The sequence below is a fragment of the Trichocoleus sp. FACHB-46 genome, assembly GCF_014695385.1.
In the GTDB taxonomy this organism is placed as follows: domain Bacteria; phylum Cyanobacteriota; class Cyanobacteriia; order FACHB-46; family FACHB-46; genus Trichocoleus.
The window spans coordinates 14,951-31,520 of the sequence record NZ_JACJOD010000016.1; the positions used below are offsets into that span (position 1 = coordinate 14,951).

Annotated in this window: 19 protein-coding genes; 6 read left to right on the forward strand and 13 right to left on the reverse strand. The window is 46.7% G+C overall.

Translation table 11 applies throughout. The features are described 5' to 3' along the window. Window positions 1-443 precede the first annotated feature (443 nt). The 3 genes from H6F72_RS11760 to H6F72_RS11770 are packed head-to-tail and all read right to left on the reverse strand — an operon-like array spanning window position 444 to window position 2,219. A complete protein-coding gene (locus H6F72_RS11760) occupies window positions 444-1,094 on the reverse strand; it encodes an HNH endonuclease (protein WP_190435199.1) in 651 nt (216 codons plus the stop codon). Next, window positions 1,094-1,489, reverse strand: coding sequence for a hypothetical protein (locus H6F72_RS11765; protein WP_190435202.1), 396 nt, complete (start codon window positions 1,487-1,489; stop codon window positions 1,094-1,096). The genes H6F72_RS11760 and H6F72_RS11765 overlap by 1 nt, the downstream gene beginning before the upstream one ends. Beyond that, window positions 1,476-2,219: a hypothetical protein gene (locus H6F72_RS11770; RefSeq protein WP_190435205.1), complete on the reverse strand. Its 744-nt coding sequence runs from the start codon at window positions 2,217-2,219 to the stop codon at window positions 1,476-1,478. The genes H6F72_RS11765 and H6F72_RS11770 overlap by 14 nt, the downstream gene beginning before the upstream one ends. 328 nt (window positions 2,220-2,547) lie before the next feature. On the opposite strand from H6F72_RS11770, the gene parA reads away from it, so the two are divergent. The 3 genes from parA (at window position 2,548) to H6F72_RS30740 (ending at window position 4,177) form a co-directional block, all read left to right on the forward strand. Further along, window positions 2,548-3,186 carry a ParA family partition ATPase gene (gene parA, locus H6F72_RS11775; RefSeq protein WP_190435207.1) on the forward strand — a complete coding sequence of 213 codons (639 nt, stop codon included), beginning with the start codon at window positions 2,548-2,550 and terminating at the stop codon, window positions 3,184-3,186. Then, a complete protein-coding gene (locus H6F72_RS11780) occupies window positions 3,180-3,965 on the forward strand; it encodes a ParB N-terminal domain-containing protein (protein WP_190435210.1) in 786 nt (261 codons plus the stop codon). Before parA ends, H6F72_RS11780 begins: the two co-directional genes overlap by 7 nt. 89 nt (window positions 3,966-4,054) lie before the next feature. Next, complete coding sequence (locus H6F72_RS30740; protein WP_255527331.1) at window positions 4,055-4,177, forward strand: hypothetical protein; 123 nt, start codon at window positions 4,055-4,057, stop codon at window positions 4,175-4,177. An 833-nt stretch (window positions 4,178-5,010) separates the two neighbouring features. Here the strand turns inward: H6F72_RS30740 and H6F72_RS11785 are convergent. The 5 genes from H6F72_RS11785 to H6F72_RS11805 all read right to left on the reverse strand — a co-directional run bounded on the left by H6F72_RS11785 (window position 5,011) and on the right by H6F72_RS11805 (window position 10,695). After that, window positions 5,011-5,415, reverse strand: coding sequence for a hypothetical protein (locus H6F72_RS11785; protein WP_190435213.1), 405 nt, complete (start codon window positions 5,413-5,415; stop codon window positions 5,011-5,013). After that, window positions 5,408-6,238, reverse strand: coding sequence for a hypothetical protein (locus tag H6F72_RS11790; RefSeq protein ID WP_190435217.1), 831 nt, complete (start codon window positions 6,236-6,238; stop codon window positions 5,408-5,410). Before H6F72_RS11790 ends, H6F72_RS11785 begins: the two co-directional genes overlap by 8 nt. Window positions 6,239-6,382: 144 nt before the next feature. Beyond that, the gene (locus tag H6F72_RS11795) at window positions 6,383-9,856 is read right to left on the reverse strand and encodes a hypothetical protein (RefSeq protein WP_190435220.1); all 3,474 of its coding nucleotides are present in this window, start codon (window positions 9,854-9,856) and stop codon (window positions 6,383-6,385) included. Between the two features lie 239 nt (window positions 9,857-10,095). Next, window positions 10,096-10,338 carry a hypothetical protein gene (locus tag H6F72_RS11800; RefSeq protein WP_190435223.1) on the reverse strand — a complete coding sequence of 81 codons (243 nt, stop codon included), beginning with the start codon at window positions 10,336-10,338 and terminating at the stop codon, window positions 10,096-10,098. A gap of 177 nt (window positions 10,339-10,515) precedes the next feature. Further along, window positions 10,516-10,695 (reverse strand): CopG family transcriptional regulator, encoded by a 180-nt coding sequence (locus H6F72_RS11805; RefSeq protein WP_190435225.1) that lies wholly within the window; start codon window positions 10,693-10,695, stop codon window positions 10,516-10,518. A gap of 366 nt (window positions 10,696-11,061) precedes the next feature. Here H6F72_RS11805 and H6F72_RS11810 point away from each other — a divergent pair, with 366 nt between their 5' ends. Continuing rightward, window positions 11,062-11,319: a hypothetical protein gene (locus tag H6F72_RS11810; RefSeq protein WP_190435228.1), complete on the forward strand. Its 258-nt coding sequence runs from the start codon at window positions 11,062-11,064 to the stop codon at window positions 11,317-11,319. A 16-nt stretch (window positions 11,320-11,335) separates the two neighbouring features. On the opposite strand, the gene H6F72_RS11815 is transcribed toward H6F72_RS11810, so the two are convergent. Both H6F72_RS11815 and H6F72_RS11820 read right to left on the reverse strand, forming a co-directional pair. Beyond that, entirely contained in the window at window positions 11,336-11,851 is a 516-nt protein-coding gene (locus H6F72_RS11815) for a hypothetical protein (protein WP_190435231.1), read from the reverse strand. A gap of 69 nt (window positions 11,852-11,920) precedes the next feature. Further along, complete coding sequence (locus H6F72_RS11820) at window positions 11,921-12,532, reverse strand: hypothetical protein (protein ID WP_190435234.1); 612 nt, start codon at window positions 12,530-12,532, stop codon at window positions 11,921-11,923. Between the two features lie 209 nt (window positions 12,533-12,741). Here H6F72_RS11820 and H6F72_RS11825 point away from each other — a divergent pair, with 209 nt between their 5' ends. Next, the gene (locus tag H6F72_RS11825; RefSeq protein WP_190435237.1) at window positions 12,742-12,960 is read left to right on the forward strand and encodes a helix-turn-helix transcriptional regulator; all 219 of its coding nucleotides are present in this window, start codon (window positions 12,742-12,744) and stop codon (window positions 12,958-12,960) included. A gap of 279 nt (window positions 12,961-13,239) precedes the next feature. Further along, window positions 13,240-14,226 (forward strand): hypothetical protein, encoded by a 987-nt coding sequence (locus H6F72_RS11830; RefSeq protein ID WP_190435241.1) that lies wholly within the window; start codon window positions 13,240-13,242, stop codon window positions 14,224-14,226. A 113-nt stretch (window positions 14,227-14,339) separates the two neighbouring features. Here H6F72_RS11830 and H6F72_RS30210 read toward each other — a convergent pair whose 3' ends face one another. From H6F72_RS30210 to H6F72_RS11840, 3 genes are all read right to left on the reverse strand, one after another. Next, window positions 14,340-14,615: a hypothetical protein gene (locus H6F72_RS30210; RefSeq protein WP_242016901.1), complete on the reverse strand. Its 276-nt coding sequence runs from the start codon at window positions 14,613-14,615 to the stop codon at window positions 14,340-14,342. Window positions 14,616-14,650: 35 nt separating this feature from the next. After that, entirely contained in the window at window positions 14,651-15,646 is a 996-nt protein-coding gene (locus H6F72_RS11835) for a transposase (protein WP_242016902.1), read from the reverse strand. Window positions 15,647-15,886: 240 nt separating this feature from the next. Next, window positions 15,887-16,570, reverse strand: a 684-nt coding sequence (locus tag H6F72_RS11840; protein ID WP_348252619.1) for a Uma2 family endonuclease, incomplete at its 5' end; no start/stop codon positions are given.

Consider the following 16,570-nt stretch of genomic DNA (forward strand, 5'->3'; position numbering starts at 1 on the left):
GAAGTGCGAGATGAGCTGGAAAGCTTAAACTGGCTTGGGTTTTGGAACATCTATCGCAGCAAGGTTCCGAATCAGAATGATTGCGTAGCGCAACAATGCGTCAACGCTAGAATACGGGTTTCAAGCTCTAAAAACACCCAGAATTACCCCTGTAGTATGGGTGTTTTTGCATTTTTTAGGCCAAAATTAGTCCAGCTCGTTGTAGTACAGGTGGACTAAGTAGGTGGGTCAAATTAAATATAAGATGGCTTCGCCTGAAACCCTTACACAGCCTGAAAACTATCTTCAGTTTAATTACACCTACCTACTTAGGGCTGTTTCAAACTTTTCTATAAATGGGTGAAATAAACAAGGTAGTGATTTCTTTCAATCCAGACACTACATTTTAAGAGAGCTCATAGTTAATGCTGCCTTCGGTGTCAGCTATCCTTAGCAAACAGGTTTTATATAAGTGCATTTTTAACGGATGTAGGTTCTGCACTTCCCGAAACACCTAGGAAAACTTGAGTCCGGTGATATTGAAGATAGGCTCGGTGACCATTACGAATGGTTTGAACTTTCAGCGTTGGCGACAGCCCTAACCTTTGGATTTCATCTGCATCCAGTTTTGAGGAAAATAAAATCTGCCCATGATCATCAAAGCTAATTAAACCTTTGTCAAATAGCACGTCAAGTATCGGATTTAGCAACAAGCCATTGAACACGTTTGCTTTCTCAGTCTGATCTTTGCATTGATGGCGAGGCTTGATATGAGAAGCTTTGCACTGTACTTTAGCTCCTGTTACCATGCAGCATCCCCATGACGCGACTAGTTTTTTTCTATAGAGCGCTTGGACGTAGCGATCGCTGTATTGTTTAGCTGGTTTCCAGAACCTGTAGTTCCAGGCATCCACTGCTTCAAAAATGGGTTTTCCCCGATACTCTTGTGGATGTTGAGGGCAATGGGAATACACAATGCATCGAACTGCCAAATCGACTTCTGAGTATTGGGTAGCTGTGTATTGCTGACGCAATAGGTTGGCCATCTCCAGGCAAGAAGCTATACCACCTAGTTCTTGCAAAGCATTTTCAACTTGGAGTAAATCAATATCCATCAGTTCAACTCAGCTCGCTTTGAAATGCGTTGTGCAGCTCCGACTTCTCGCTTTAGGCTATCGGCTTCGCCTTGGTGGTCTTTTGCTAATTCTTCTAAGTCGCTAGCAATAGTGATAAGCTCTGCTGCTACTTGATTTGCCTCCGCCAGTTTCCGGTCATATTCTTGCGAGGTCGAGTCAATTTCAGAAAATAGTTCTTTATACTCGTCTGGAGGATTAGCTAACCAATTCCGAAATTCATCTTGTTGAGTTTTAACAACAACGAGGGCTTCCTGCCAAGAAACTTTGCGGCGCATGTCTAGCGCCTTGAGCGATTCATGCTTCGCTTTGAGTTGCTGGATTGTGCTGACCTCAGCCAACTTATAGACTTGCGCTTTTAATTCAGCGTGTTTCATTGTCTTGATTTTCAGTGCGACCTAAATCATTTCGTTTCTGAAGTTTTTCTAGTTCTGCCTGGAGTTTTTCATTCCCCTTACGAAGTTGTTGATTTTCCTTGATCAGTGTTGTAATTTGCTGCTTTTGCTCTTTCACAAGAGCCTGGGCTGTATCTCGTGCTTGCCGTACACGTTGCACGCCAGCTACTCTTCCTCCTAAGCTCTGGTTATTTTTCGCAAGTTCTTTTCTACGTTTTTCTATAACAGCGTATTGCTTTTGAAGTTTCTCAAATTCAACCTGAAGTTCTGCATAGGCTTCAGCTTTTTCAACTTCCATTCGTAAGGTTTCATTCTCAGCCTCTAACCGAGCAATTCGAGCTTTTAGTTGCTCAAGTTCTTTATCTTTACCAAATAGCTTTTCCTGTAATGCCTTGACAAATTTCAGAAGCCGGGACTTTTCACGATCTAGCTCATTACAAGCGTCTTCTAGCTTATTGGCGCGATCGCGAAGGCACCCAGCACGATACTGTAGAGCCTGGGCGGTGCATTCATACTTAATAATTGCAATGACTTTACTGCGTTCTGGCTCTCCTAGTAGTTGAACTTCGCGCCCCTGGCGGAGTTCATCATAATTGGTGCACTCATGACGCAATTCAGGAGTTTTAAGGTGCCCAGGCGCTTCCATCAGCTTCTGGTTTCTTAAACGAACTCTGTCATGCCAGTACTCAAACAATTCCTTGCTATCATTCATCGTGCGATTCTTCCTGGGACTTGACCAGCTACTTGCTAAAACTAAGATGCCCACACCTTGATGGAGCCTACACGAGTACCTAGAGCTAGTGTCAATACCATAACCTTGGTTCTAGTCACTTTACGAGATTTTTACCCCTCGTCATTTAGCCTTCATTTAGGAGAATTCTCATCACAAGTTTGCGTTTTCTAGACTTAACAAATTACTAAGGTTGTTTGGGTCTAGAGCAAGGAGTCAGTAAGTAGCCAACTATTACAGCGAACACAACGATACATTGAGCAGTAGGGCGTAAAATTCACTTATTCAAATAGTTGCTCAAACAAGTCGTATGATTTTGACCCTTGCTAATCAGAAGGGGGGTGTAGGAAAGACAACCTTATCAGTCAATCTCGCTCACGCGATCGCCCTCTCGAAAAAACGTGTTCTGCTCGTCGATGCTGATCCACAAGCAAGTGCTAGCACTTGGGCAGCAGCTAGAGAGGAACCATCCCCTTTTCCTGTAATCGGAATGGCACGAAATACACTTCATCGCGATCTACCAGAACTATTAGAGAATTACGACCACTGCGTCATTGACAGCCCACCGCGTGTATCTGCTTTGGCTAGGTCTGCAATCCTTGCATCAGACCTTGTAATCATTCCAGTTCAACCATCTTCATACGATGTTTGGGCAGCAACAGAAACAGTTCAATTAATAGAGGAAGCTCAACAGTTTAGGCCAGAGATTAAGGCGCTATTTTGCATTAACCGCAAGGTTGTAAACACAGCAATTGGTCAGGAGATCGGAGCAGCGCTAGCTGGCTATCCGTTTCCGATTCTCAAGTCTGCTATTTGTCAGAGGATTGCATTCGCTGAGTCGTCAGCCGGTTACTCGGTGTTTGAGTTAGCCCCTACTAGCACTGCTGCTAACGAAATTAAAGCGCTTAGCCGAGAAATTTTAAAACTCCTGGGAGCGAAGGCATGGTGAAGCAGCAAAGAAAGCGTATAGCCCAGAAACCAACCACACCACCACCTGCCGCTGATTCGTGGGTCACTAGAGGAGGAGTTGATCCAGAGAATCAATTAGATGAACAGCTTAGAGCATCAGCTGAGCGAGAAGGGGGAACAATACCTCTAGAGCAAATCCAAGACCGAATAGACAAAGACACCAGGCCATTAGACAAAAAACACGTGGATGCTCTAGCTGAATCCATAGCGGTCGTAGGGCTGATTGAGCCATTAGTGGTGGATACAAAAGGGAGGCTGCTCGCTGGTGGACATCGTAGAGCAGCCATTGAAGCTCTCAAAAATAGAGCCTTAGATAACTATCAGAAGCTGTTCCCAAGCGATCGCATTCCAGTACGAATCATGTCTTTTGATGCAGAGCAGGACCCTGAGCTTGCATTGCAAATTGAAGTAACTGAGAACGAAAAACGCCGTGACTATACCCCATTAGAAGTCAAGACGTTAGCAGATCGGCTGCGAGCAGCAGGGTATGTGGATGCAAGAGGAAGGCCAGAAAAAGGTAAAAAGGCATTACGGCCTGCCTTGGAAATTATTGTTGGTAAAAGTTTGAGAACGGTTAGGCGCTACTTAAACGAAGAGAAACAGGAAAATAGGACAACTGACCGGTTTTTATTACTGCGGCAAGCTGTATCCAAACTAGAAAAGTGGCAGAAAACAGAGCCACAAAGCCGGAAAGAAAAGGAGTTGGCGAAGAAGCTGCCAGAAATCATCAGGGTAATTGAGTCAGCTATTGAGGAGTAGGAGTGGAGTTTTTTTAAGGCTCTACCTATGCAAGCTGCCTCACATTTTCTAACTACTTCATTTCGCGGCGGAAATAACCATAAATTGCCATGTCACGGAATGTGATGACAGAAGTGACCACAAATCGCCACTACGCGGAATCGGACGACAAGCAATCATCCGGAACATTGCATCGCAGCCAACTTGATTCGGCTTCTGCCAGGGAAATCTAGCTACTAATTCCGCATGATTCCGCAACATGGCAAATCATGGTTACTCTTTCCGCAGTGTTCCATAATATGGCTATTTATTCCACACTACGGAATAGCATGGAGCAACCCAGCATCAAGCCTTGAAGAATCTCTCAGCCTTCTTTGATGAGACATGCCTGAGGGTCGAGGGAGTACTGCCTGCACTCAAAATTTGCTTGTTTCCGCCGATCTGGGAAGTGGGAGGGGGAACAAGGGGTTGATCTGCTTCCATGTGCTTTGAGCTAGCAAATGAGAATTCGGTGCTTAGAGCAAAGTTCAGCGATTGGTTCAAGCCCGTTCAGAGACAGTTCAACTACAACGAACATCAGTTCAGCCTGGTTCAACCATCGATAAATCTGAACCACTGAACCAACCCCGAACCAAACGCTGAACCGCTTACAGAAAAGGAATTTCAGCGATTTTAGAGTAATAAAAAACGAGGTTGAACCTGGGTAGTTCAACCCCATAAATACCCCGAATTTTGCCAAAAAAGACAAAGGAAAAAGCTGAACCAATTTTCAAAAACAAGCATCAATTCACAAGCAGCGATCGCCTCAACAAGCTCAACTGAGTTGTTTTTGTTTGTTCTTACTTGGAACTTTGAGGGCACGAACTATTCAGCGATAAGCCCAAAGATTCCCTCAGCCCATCCAATCTTGTACAGTAGAGCCTTATTTGATGATGGATACAGCTATTTCGCGCTGATGAAGCCTTGCCAGCCGCAGTTTTGGGGCCAGTGGATCTATTCCAAGGCTTCCAATCCTTAATCAGCTCCGACTGACGCTGCCGTGCCTCATCTGTCCACCGTGGCATGCCTACCTCCTCTGAGCCCAAGCCTGCTGGCTTTTCTGGGCAGCCGCCTGGGCTTTGATAAGGCTTGTTAGCAATCGATTCACTCGCGCTAAAGCCTTGATAGCCGATCTGAAGCGGACTGACGCAGTTCGACGGCTCTTGACGGAATTCGCCACTTCTATCCAATCCTTGACGCTCTCTAGCAAAAGCTGGGCCATCTCTAATTGTGAAAGAGCTAGCTCAGATAGATGCCTTCGGCTGATCGTTGGAGTATCCTGCAACAGAGCGATTAGCTTTTGAGCTTCGCCCCTCACATGGGGAGCCTCTACGCTGCGGTGGTCGAGGACAGCGATCGCTTGCGCTGCCTCCAAGAAAGGAGCAAGCACATTGACTTGCTCCTCTGCCAAGATTTCTTTTTGATCAGGCATCAATTACTTGGATTCTCCCACTAGAAATCATGTCGCCGTAGTCGGTGAGTTTTACATTGTTCTGGGTGCACCACTGCCGCAGCTGGTGCACCGATGAACCAAGAAGGCTCTTAGGAATCTGGGGCACCTGTTGCTGGCCCTGAGGCTGCGTAGGAGAACTGGAGGTAGTGGACTTAGTAGATGTTGAGGGGGGAGCAGACTGGCCAAGGGGCAAAATTTTCACTTTGCCCGACTGGTAATCTTCGAGGTCAATGCCCTCTTTCCTGAGGAACTGGCGATCGTTGGCTTGCTGGCTCGTAATCCATCGCACCCCATCCTCTTTGGCAGGCGCAGAACTAGAGCCGCCAGTGAAGAAAATCTTCGTGGATTCGTTGGAGCGGAATTGGGAGATCAAGTCGGGAATACCCTGGGGACGAACGGTGCCACCTACGGCAGTGTATGCCAACTGACCGTTGGCATCAAGAACCACAGGCTCAGTGCCTTTGAAGCCTAAGCGCTGGGAAGCGCGGTGCCAAAGAAAATCGCGATGGTCAGGGTCGCTGCTGAAACCTGATTGATCCAACTCACGATTGAATTCCCGGCGCAGAAATCCTTGTTCTAACTCTTTCGCACGAGTTTCGTGTTGCAGGCGAACTTCGTCTAGGCCACCAGCGGTGAGGATCTGGTTCTCATTTTGAAGCTGGCCTAGAGCGGTATTAGCTGTGGCGAGCTGAGCTTCTAGCTCAGCTCGCTGCTGTTGCGCGGTGGTGAGATCCTTTTGTAGAGCGATGAACTGCTGAGAGAGATCACCGTCTTGGGCTTGATTCTGATTTTCGTTGTCCATTTTTGTCCTTGAAAAACTTGAGTTCGGAGAATGAAAACACTGGGAGGAAGGCTGGCTGCGTAGTTATCTCGCCGCAGCCAACGGTGCTACCCCGAGCAGCATGTCCTTATTCTCAAGGAAGCTTATGTACTTACGACAAAGCAGCTAAAAATTATCTACTGGCCCCAGCTCTGATAGTGGGATCGTGATATCAATCAGCGCAACTGACTGATCAAGCCATTTCACCCAAGCGGAGCCACCACCAACGTCCTTTACCCTAAACAAAGCACCGTCACTGTGCCGCTTTACAATGTCGCCCACTCGGATAGTAGTGGGAGGTTTCGTGCTTGGCGAAGGCAGAACTTTAACCTCAGGAGCAGGCAAGCTTGAGCGAGGAGAATGCGTTTCTTCAGATTCAGAGCTTGAAACGCCCTCCTGGAGAGCATTTGCAGGTGGTTTGTAGATGTTCAAAGTGCTATTACTATTATTAATAGCATCGTGAGCATCTACAAACCACTCCCGATCGCCCTCCAGGCAAGGGTTTTGGACACTCTCCACCTGAAATTGTTCACCATGAACTTTTTTAGCTCGATTGACCGTAGAGCGGCTGACTCCTAATTTCTTAGCGATCGCCTCTTCAGTTACCTTTTTGCCTCTTCGCTCAAGCTGTTGTGTTGCTCGCTCAACGTCGGCAGCACTGATTCCTTTTTTCTTTGAAGCAGTTTGGGGTACTACCTCTTCAGAGCTAACAAAAGTAACTTCTCTATCCAAAGGGTAATCGGATAGAAAAAATACTCTTAGTTTTCCTCCTGGCCTCCGGTTTGCCCGCAAGCGCTCGGCTCCCTGGTCAATCTCTGCTAAGATACGACGGCGAATAAAAGCTGCCAGCTCTAGATCTGCTGACTCATTAAGTGTTCGAACCCACCAAGGTCCTCCTGGCTTTGTATTCTTTGCATTAATGGGATAGCTACGCGGCACAATATCGGTTGATGGATGACGCTCAGTCATCAGCGCAAACTCATCGGTTAACGCGCCTATGTTAGGAATGGGACAACCCACTAAAATCAACGTTGAAGTTTCTTGAAAAGCATTTGATCCCCTACTATGCAAAAACCAGTATCCATCTCCCTCTTGGGCGTACTCTTGAGTGTTAATAACGAGTGCATCAGGATACTGCTTTTTTATCTCATCTTCCAAAATTCGTGCTCGTCGCTGCTGATCTTTGCCTCGGCTAAAGCCCATCATCCCCAAATCATTAATCTGAATAAATTCAACTTCAGCTACTTGATCAGGAGGTTTTTCCCTAACCGTCACTACAGGTTTTTTAAGCCATTGCTCAAAATTTTCAGAAGGCTCTGTTGCATCCAGCAGGATAATTGCTTTCACTGCGGGACTTGTTAAGATCTCTAATCGGCGTTGGTCAGGGAGTTTGATTTCTAGTCCAGAAGTTGTTAATCGAAGCACCCCTTCCCCATGCAACGCTTTCCAGAAGTCAGGAAGCCAACGTAGAGTAATCAATGCTTCTGTCTGTTTCATCAATTGCTGTGAGTTTGGCTTTGCTGCTTTTCTGGCTTCGCGTGGTAAATCAGACAGCTTTGTATCACTACTAAAGCCATGTTCCTCTGCAACATAGTCCGGCTCAAAAAATTTACTTTCCTGCGCGGAGATAAGCTCCATCTCTTCAACCGTTAGATCAGGCAATTCTTTGGGCAGAATTTTTAACACTTCTAAGTGATCCAGTCCATATCGAGGAAGCTTCCCTAAAAGTCCCTGCTTAATCGCCTCAATAGTTGGCTCTAGCTTTTCTGCTTCATCTGGGTGGTTGGCTTTGAGATCTGATCGTGTCCGCTCCAAATCCGCTAAGCGAACTGTAAAGGATTTGTAAAGCTTTTGTTGAGATGCTTCCTCGAGCACTAGTAATGTTTTACGTTGATGCGGTTTTTTGTCTGGGTTCGGGGAATAACCTGCAAACGTCTTGGGATCTAAGCTGTCTATGTGACTGACGTATCTCGGTTGAGATATTGTTTCAACGCGGTCGGCAAGGTAAACGTAGGGACCAGCTCCTTTTCTACAGTCCTCCAAGTATGGGCAGCCTGGGCAAATTTTTGAACCTACTGCTGGTATATTACGGGCCGAGAGAAGATGAGCTTCCTCACTCCTATCACAGTTAGGAAGAATCGTTGGATGCTCACCTTCCTTCGCGTTTCTAATTTGCTCTGTTCCATTCGGTCCTGGAAGCACAACAAGTCCCCTATGCCTTCCTTGATTGACAGGCCAGCCTTTCAGAGTCTCAGTCGTGACGTTTCGAGGATTGTTGGTGATGTAAATAATCTGTTCTACATCAACGTTTTCGGGTTCTAGTAGCCCTGCGGTATGGGATTTTCCTAATCCCATACCGCTACTCTCCTGAAACACTCCTCCTTGCTTAACAAGCTCTTCCAATATTTTTTGCCTATCTCCTGCCTGATACTCGGTGACGCTATGAGTATTCTGAAATTCGTGTGGTGAAAGAACCGGAAAATCCGAGCGAATTAATCCTGCCCGTTGCGGCGTATGCTTTTCTAGCTTCTCTCGAATGCTAATAGGGTGTAAGTTGAAGAAAGCTTCTGGACTGATGAACTGAATCTCGCCTCCTCGTCCAGCTACCAACAGTTCGTCAATGTCTAGATCTTTGGTTTCTCTCTTTTGATCCCACCAAGCAACTTTTACTTCGCATCCCCATGCTTGGCACAGCTTGATGACTTTGTAGTTGGCTGCCGGAATTTGAGCCGTGTTGTTGATGGCTCCGGCATCTGGAGCAAGTACAACTCTAGAAGGCTTAAGTATCTTCAGATAATTCTGTAAGGTGTCGGTGGTGAACTGCCCCCCCGCTGCACCAATGACTACTTTATTGAGCTTGTAAGCAGCGATCGCAGATTTAAGCCCTCCCTCGCACAGCCAAATCTCTTCAGCACTAACCCCCTCTGGCATCCATACAAATAGTGGGAGTTCTCCATTGGGAAGTTGAGGACCGTTGCCGCCTGATCCATCCTTTCTAGCACTACTGAGCCAAACGTACTTACCTGGCCGTCCAGAGTCTGTCTTGATTTGAAATCCAGTGATTTGCTTGAGTGGACTATAGGCAGGAATAGCAATCCCTTTGCATCCCACTAGACGATCGCCCCGTTGGTCAATTCCTGACAAGCTAGAGGTTGCACCCGTTACTCCCTTAATAGGTACCCAGGTCTTGAAGCCAGCTTGCTCAATTTGCACTTGAGTGAGGCCCCGATCGAGCAGTAGCCTCTTATGCTCTTCACTTACACTCAGTTGAGAGAGAACATTACGATATTGGCGATCGCGCTCCTCCAGGCTCAGTACAAGTGACTGCTTGCGTGTCTTTTCTTTCTTCTGTTGTCGTAGCCGATTTCGACGCTCTATCTCATCCTGCCAAGATGAATAAGTGTCATCCCTACCTACTACAAACAACCCCCCCATATCGTTATTCAAGGTTTGGATAAAGCGGTACCCTGTTGGGGCATCATTTGGACTCGTTATTCTCAAACAGAGAACCGAGCCATCTTCGTTGATTTTGCAGCCGTGATCTTTTTCGCAAATCGGGCAGAGAAGATGTTTTGTGGTGCTTACGCCAGAGGATTTCATCCTTTCGCCTCCCCTTCTGCTGGGTGTGGCGAAGCCTTGCAGCCTGCAAAGCTGGAGCTAGATGTGTCGAATTGATTGAAAGCCTGTGAAGCTTGCACCTGCTCATTTGTAGCAGTGCACAGAGCACTCCCTATGCTTTGGGACTTGCACTTTACCCAGTTTATTGCCATCATTGAGGTACCAAAAATTTTTCTTCAATTGCCTCCTAGTTACTAGCTAGGAGGCGATTTTTGTTGGGGCTATTTAAGCCAGCGTCGTTCGACTTCTGCGGCGACGGTTTTTATCTCTTCTGGCGTCCAAGCCCGCCCAAAGCCAATGCCCAGCTCAGGGCAGTCAGCATCAGCTTTTGCGAGAGCCATCACATCACTGAGGATCAGGGAGCGATCGTCCCGCCACTCTTGAATTCCTTCTTGAATGTATTCGTCAGGGGTCAGTCGTCGTTCTTGCTGACGAACTTTTCTTAAGCGAGAGCTTCTACCCATTGCCACAACCTCCTAATTCGCTGAGGTTGTGGTTTACTTTTTTCAAAGAGTCGGTTAGCATGAGGTTGGTATGATCCTCTCTTTGTGAGTGTTGTACTGCATAGCTAGGATTGTTGGCTGCAATCTTTTGCTGTAAATAAGCTTGGAAGCGGTCTGACACGTTCGGAAAAACTTGAGTCAGGCCGTTTCTTGCATTGTCACTATCTCAGCAGCAGGATAGTTCTGCGTAATAAATTGTCGGACTGCCTGCCTTACGAGGGCAGAAGGCTTCACTTGCCGAATAGCGGCTAAAGCCTTGATTTGATTTATATCCTCCTGGTTGAATTTTGCTGTGAGGGGCTTGACGTGAACCATCATAGGCTCCTTTCTTGAACTTGAAGCAAGTGTACCTGAGTGCTACGAACTTAACGCACTGCTAAAAAATATTTTTTAGCATCACTCCTTTTCTTCCGAATTAAGCCACTGGATTAGAGCTTCCTCGATCCCCTCGCTTTGACTGATCTCTTTGGTTGTGCATCTTACCCGGAATTTTAGGGCCAACTCCTTCGGGATGTATCCGCTTACCTGTGAGTAGCTTGGATCGCTTCGCCTGTTTGTAACCACGGGATTCAACTTTAAGAACTTCGGCCTATTGTCGCATATCATTCCTGCATTCCCGCTTTAAAGTTTTTCAGGTATTCATGAATTCATGATAGCATGAAAACATTGAGCTAGAGTCCATATATGCCAAGTCAAGCCACGCACGCTATTCCTCTTCCCAAGCGCCTCCCTCTGCCCGCTTTCAAGCTTTTTCAACGAGTCAGGATTAAAGAAACAGGCGACACAGGCACGATCTTTGGCGTTTCATGGGGACCGTTGCCAGATTGGTACTTTGTGATTGAGCTTGACGAAGATAGCCCTGGTCGGCAAATTCATGAAACACCAACCGAAGTGGCTGCTGCTCTGGAGCCACTTCGGTTACAGCGGCGCAAAGCGAAGTAGTGTTTGTTGGGATCGCTTACTTTTCCGTTAAATCAAGTAAGGGGCGAAGCCTTTGATTCAGGCGCTTTTCAAAAGCTAGCCTATTTTCTTTTTCGTTCTCAGCTTCTCTAACGCCCACTGGAGGTGGCAGGCACCAGAAGTAAAAACTCATCCTAACCCCAGCCTGCATAAGCGGATAAAGCTCCTTGTTCTTCGGGTGGCTTCCCCAGCGCGTCCAAAGGCTATGGCAGCTGCCAATGTATAAGGCATGGCGGAAAGGTGTTTGTCTTTGCTCAGCCGTGACCCAACTCGGCAGCTTCTCGGCAATGCTGCAATATTCTCCTTTTCCAGCAGGAGTTTGCAAACTCAAATGCTCTGGGGCCAGTACACCTCCAACAAAATAAATCCCAGGCAAAATCGGCAACTCTCGGCAACGGACAGGAAACTTTAACTCTTGCCAAGCTAATTCAATCCAAGCCCAAGTATCATCCCGCTTTTGCTGTTCTTGTGTTTTGCTAAGGTTTTTTTCCCATTGACCCCAATAGATGCCCATCTTGTTGAAAGATCAGAAAAGATGCTCCTAGTCTCTACCAGGAGCATCTTTTTTGAGCAATACTTAAATTTATCTTTGGTATGTACTAGGGATCACGATCGCTTCTTCGCCATAGGCGATCGCCAAATCGATCGCGCCAAATACCTTCATCAATCTATTTCTAAAGCTCTCTTGCTTGCGTTGAATACGGCGAAAAACAGTCTGGGAAGCGCATTCGAGTCGCATGGTACTCCTCCCATCCGTTTCCACCAAATCGAAGGCACAATGCCCTAGAAGCGCTCGGAGTGAGGCGGGTAGTAAATCATAAAGCCGCAGTAGCTTAAAACCGTACCACCATTCAGCATCCTCGATTTCCTCCCGCATCGCCTCTGCAATTGCCTCAGCCTCGGTTTGCTCTTCCGCTTCCAGCCACTCCTCCAGTTGTTCCAGGCATGGATTGAGTGCTTGCTGGGCATCCTCAATAGCTTCTTCCATCGTGGGCCAGTCATGGCAGCTCGCTGCAATGCCGTGATAGTGATGGATCTCAAAGCTCCAAGTCTCTCCCTGCTGCTTTGGAATGATCGCCCAATCCTCGTCTGGGATTGCGTGCGGTGCGACTAGCCAATCTCTGTCTTCGCTGAATAGACCTGCACGATAAGCTTTGCCGTTCTCGATTTCATCGGAACTGAGGTATCCTGGCATTTAGGTTCTCCTTTGTTTGGGGACTAAGAGCGGTTTCTGATTGGACTCGGGGACCGCTCTTTGATTTATATGTAGCTGAAAGCCTTTTGTAGAGAAGCTTTGATTTCTCTCTACCTCTCTATTATACCAAGAAATCCTTGGTTAACCAACAAATTCTTGGTAAATTTTGCTATAATAATGATGTAGTAAACTTTTCAAACGATATTTAGATGATCAATCTTCGATTGGCTGAGCTGCGAGAAAAAGCAGGCAAAACTCAAAAAGAGATGGCCGATCTTCTGGGCTTCAAGAGTATCAACGGCTATCAAAATTTAGAGTACGGCAATACAAAAGGAATTCAGTTTGATCACTTGGATGCCCTTTGCAATACACTGAGCTGCACGCCGGGGGATCTAATTGAGTATCGGCGCGGACGAAAGAAGGTTTAGTTTTCACCGAGTTGATCATTTAGACATCGGTTCACCTGCAAGGGACTCTTACTCTTTGATTCATGCCCCTAATCGGCATACACAATTCTGGTGCAGCGGATTGACCGAAGCCACTTGTATTGTTGCAAAGGTGTTGGTAATCACTGCCCAAGAACATTAGCCAAAGCTTTAAATTCTGTTCTTTAAAGGTGCTTGCATTATTGCTTTAGTCACAACCTCAACACTGGTAAGATATTTAACCAGGCAAAAGTAGAAGGACTTCATTAGTGCCCTAAGTATATGAGCGAAAAGTCAGAACATTCATTAGCCCCAGCTCAACTATCTAATGATTCAGCAGAATACATTCATCCTACTGATCGGCCTGATCTCACCTTGCCTAATGATGTTAAAAATTTTCTGAAGCAACTTTTTTTGGAGTGCAATAGGAAGATATCTTTTCAGCTTTCAATGTTTCCAAATGCTCACGAGGAGTCTTTGGATCTTTTGTTTATATCTCACTTTGCACATATGCAAGGAGCTATTAAGTTTGACTCAAATTGGACATTAAGAATTGACGCACATTTTATTGGAGGTGGTAGACATTTTCGAACTTGGGAGGTAGCAGATATTGGCTTGATGGTAATGTTTCGAAAGAATGGGAGGATCACGCGAAGCAAATTAGCTTTTCTTCAATCAAAGAAGCTCTATGCGAGTCCTCTAAAATATAAGCCTCAAGATCCACACTTTCGTGCTGGCTTAGGAAGATTGTTAGTTACTGAAGAAGAACATTGTGAACTCGTAAAAACAATGTTGTTAAAGTATTCTGAGAAATCAAAGTATAAGGCCCTTAAGCTGAAGAGTGAACAGGAAGGGGCAATGAGCATGTTTTCAAGCCGCCATAACATCACACTTCATTATCTTTTATACAATCCTTCACTAATCCCTTGGGAAATTAAAACTCCGGTTGAGGGAGTGCCAACTATTGACGAAAACAAAGTTGGTTGCCGAGTAATCTCAAAACCATTTTTAGATACAAGCTTTCAGGACAAACAAGTTAATTACGCACCGTCCTACAAGGATATTAGAGATGCATTTAAGAAGGATTTTTCCGATCAAGAATCTGTCGCTGGCTGGAAAATGGAAAACTTTATCTGCGATTTATTTATAAATGGTAAAGAAGGATTAGTTGATGATTCTCCAAATTTTCAAACTATGCTCCGAATAATGAGCCAAAAAACGAGCCCCATCTCATCAGCATTATCTATTACATTTGATTTTGAAGAATAGCAAAAACTAAAGAGTGCGTTCGTCTTTACTGAAGTTTAGACGAACGGCAGGCAGAAGTAGCCCAATTCCTTGTAAGAGTTGAGCGAGGTAGAAAAGACCGAAGAACTCAGAGATTAAGCGGACTCTTTAGCCCCCACTTTGGGTTTCTTGAAGTGTTTTCTCACCGTTGGATAGCGAATCCGACGAGACCGGGGTTGTCCGGGTATCCACCCCGGCGACTTTCCTCGGGGTTTAGGAGGCGGAGCCGGGGAACCAATCACTGCTAAAACTGCGGCAAAGGCATTGGCTGTTCCACCCGGAGAGAGATTGGCAGAGGACCTTTGCCAAGGGAGTGGGGAGTCTTGGACCTCGCTTCGGGCTAACCAAAGCTGCCAGGTTAGCAGGGGCATTAAGTCGCTCCACCGCTCGGAGGATTCAGGGGTGGCTAACTGGGCAATGTCCAGTGCAAGCGCTGCTTTGCAAAGCGATACCAATGATCAATGGCAAATCGACGCAAGTATTGTTTCCAGAGACTTTCCAGGAGAGGGCGTTCCAACCCAACCCAAATGAGCCATAAAGGTTTGAGGGAGGTCGTAGAAGAGTCAGGGAGCCGTTCCACTCGAATTAGAGACAACACCTGACTGGCAGCCTGCCTCAGATGGAGCGAATGCCACATCTGTAAGCGCAGTGTTCCCCACTTCGCGTCCTCGACTGACATCTCCTCATCCGGGTGCCACCAAGTGGTCGCATCTTTGAGTTTGAACGGATTGCCATGCCTTCGAGGTCGTCCTTTGCCAGAGTAGGCAGGAGGAGGACCGTAGAGGACGCGATTGGAGCGCAATCGAATCAGCTTGTCACTGGTGATGTCAGCTGTTTTCTGGAGGAAGGGAGCACACCCATATTCCGCATCCCATAAGGACAACGGACGAGTCGTCAATTTCTGACACACGTGACGCAATTGAGTCGCAGCCTTCTCCATCGGAGTTTCAGCACTGGTAATGCGTTCATGCAGGAAGGGTAAGGCCCAGCTTCCTTGCTCTTCGGGAATCCAGGCAATCGTGCTATAGCCTTGTCCTAATGTGATGGGCTTGGCTCCACTCATTGGATGGGCTTGGTGTTCATAGGTGCGCTCTCGCAGGGTCTGGGCCGGTAAGCGTGACCAGGCCGTATGGTCTCCTGCTAAAACCATTCGCTTTTCTGGGGCGATCTGCTCGATATAGAGTCGCATGAGTTCCAGGCGAGGGGGTTCGCTATCTTGTAGTGCCTTATACAAACTCGGCCACTGCCGGCGAAAAACTGGCGGCAAGGAAAGCTCTGCGAACGAGTAAATGCTCCGACTTACCCACACAGCATCCATCAGGTCGAATAAAGCATCTCGCCCATTTCTGAACAAGGCATAAGCTTCGTGCCGAAACGCTCGAAGCTTGTCAAAATTACTCATAGTCAAGATTTGATATGTCCTTGACTATTAAGCGGCAGATCGTCCGGTCTGTCCGCTTTTCTTCACCGATTAGTCTAAACCCCAGTCTTTAGCAATGCTCCTACACTTTCACGCGGACCCAAAAATCAAGAAGTGTGACCGCGTGAACACTCAACATTAGCAGCAGTGGAGCTATTGATGCGAGCCCCGAAGTAGTTCGATCACGAGACAACCATAAGCAATGGTTGCCACTAAATAATTTTAACTAGCTTCATCAATGACCTGGCTAGCAGTAAGGTGCAGCTCTGGAAAAGCTTGAGAAACAATGCGATCGCTTCCCGTAAAGCGAGTCACTTGATATTCTCCATCGATCAAGCAGCAGACTGAAATTGTGGGTTGCTTCGGCGAGCCAATGTAGCGAGATGCTCCCAATGCTAAGTAATCGATAATCCAATATTCAGGGATGCCCATCTCTTCGTAGTCTGTGAGCTTCCGTCCATAGTCATCCCGCCAATTGGTACTGGCTACCTCCACCACCAACCGAGCTGCCTTGCCAATGGTAATGGTCGAGCGCTTTTCCCATAGAGGATCGTCTTTGACAGCCTGCTCATCCAGTACCACTACATCTGGTAGATATCCTGCTCTATCGGTGAATGGCTTTACTGTGCAAGTTCGAGGAATAAAGCAAGGTAGACGCTGCTGCCTGATCTCGAAATTTAATTCAGCTGCAACGAAGCCAGCAAGCTTTTCATGAGTACCCGTGGGGTTCAACTCGATTACAACTCCATCAATCAGCTCATAGCGTCCTGGTTCTGGGCACCAATCCAGAAATTCTTCAAAGCTTAGTAGGCTGGGTAAGGCTTGAACCATAGCGATCGCCTGAATTTCTCTCTTCACTATAGTTGGTGCAACGGCGTTGGGTAAATTAAGCCTAGATCCAACCAG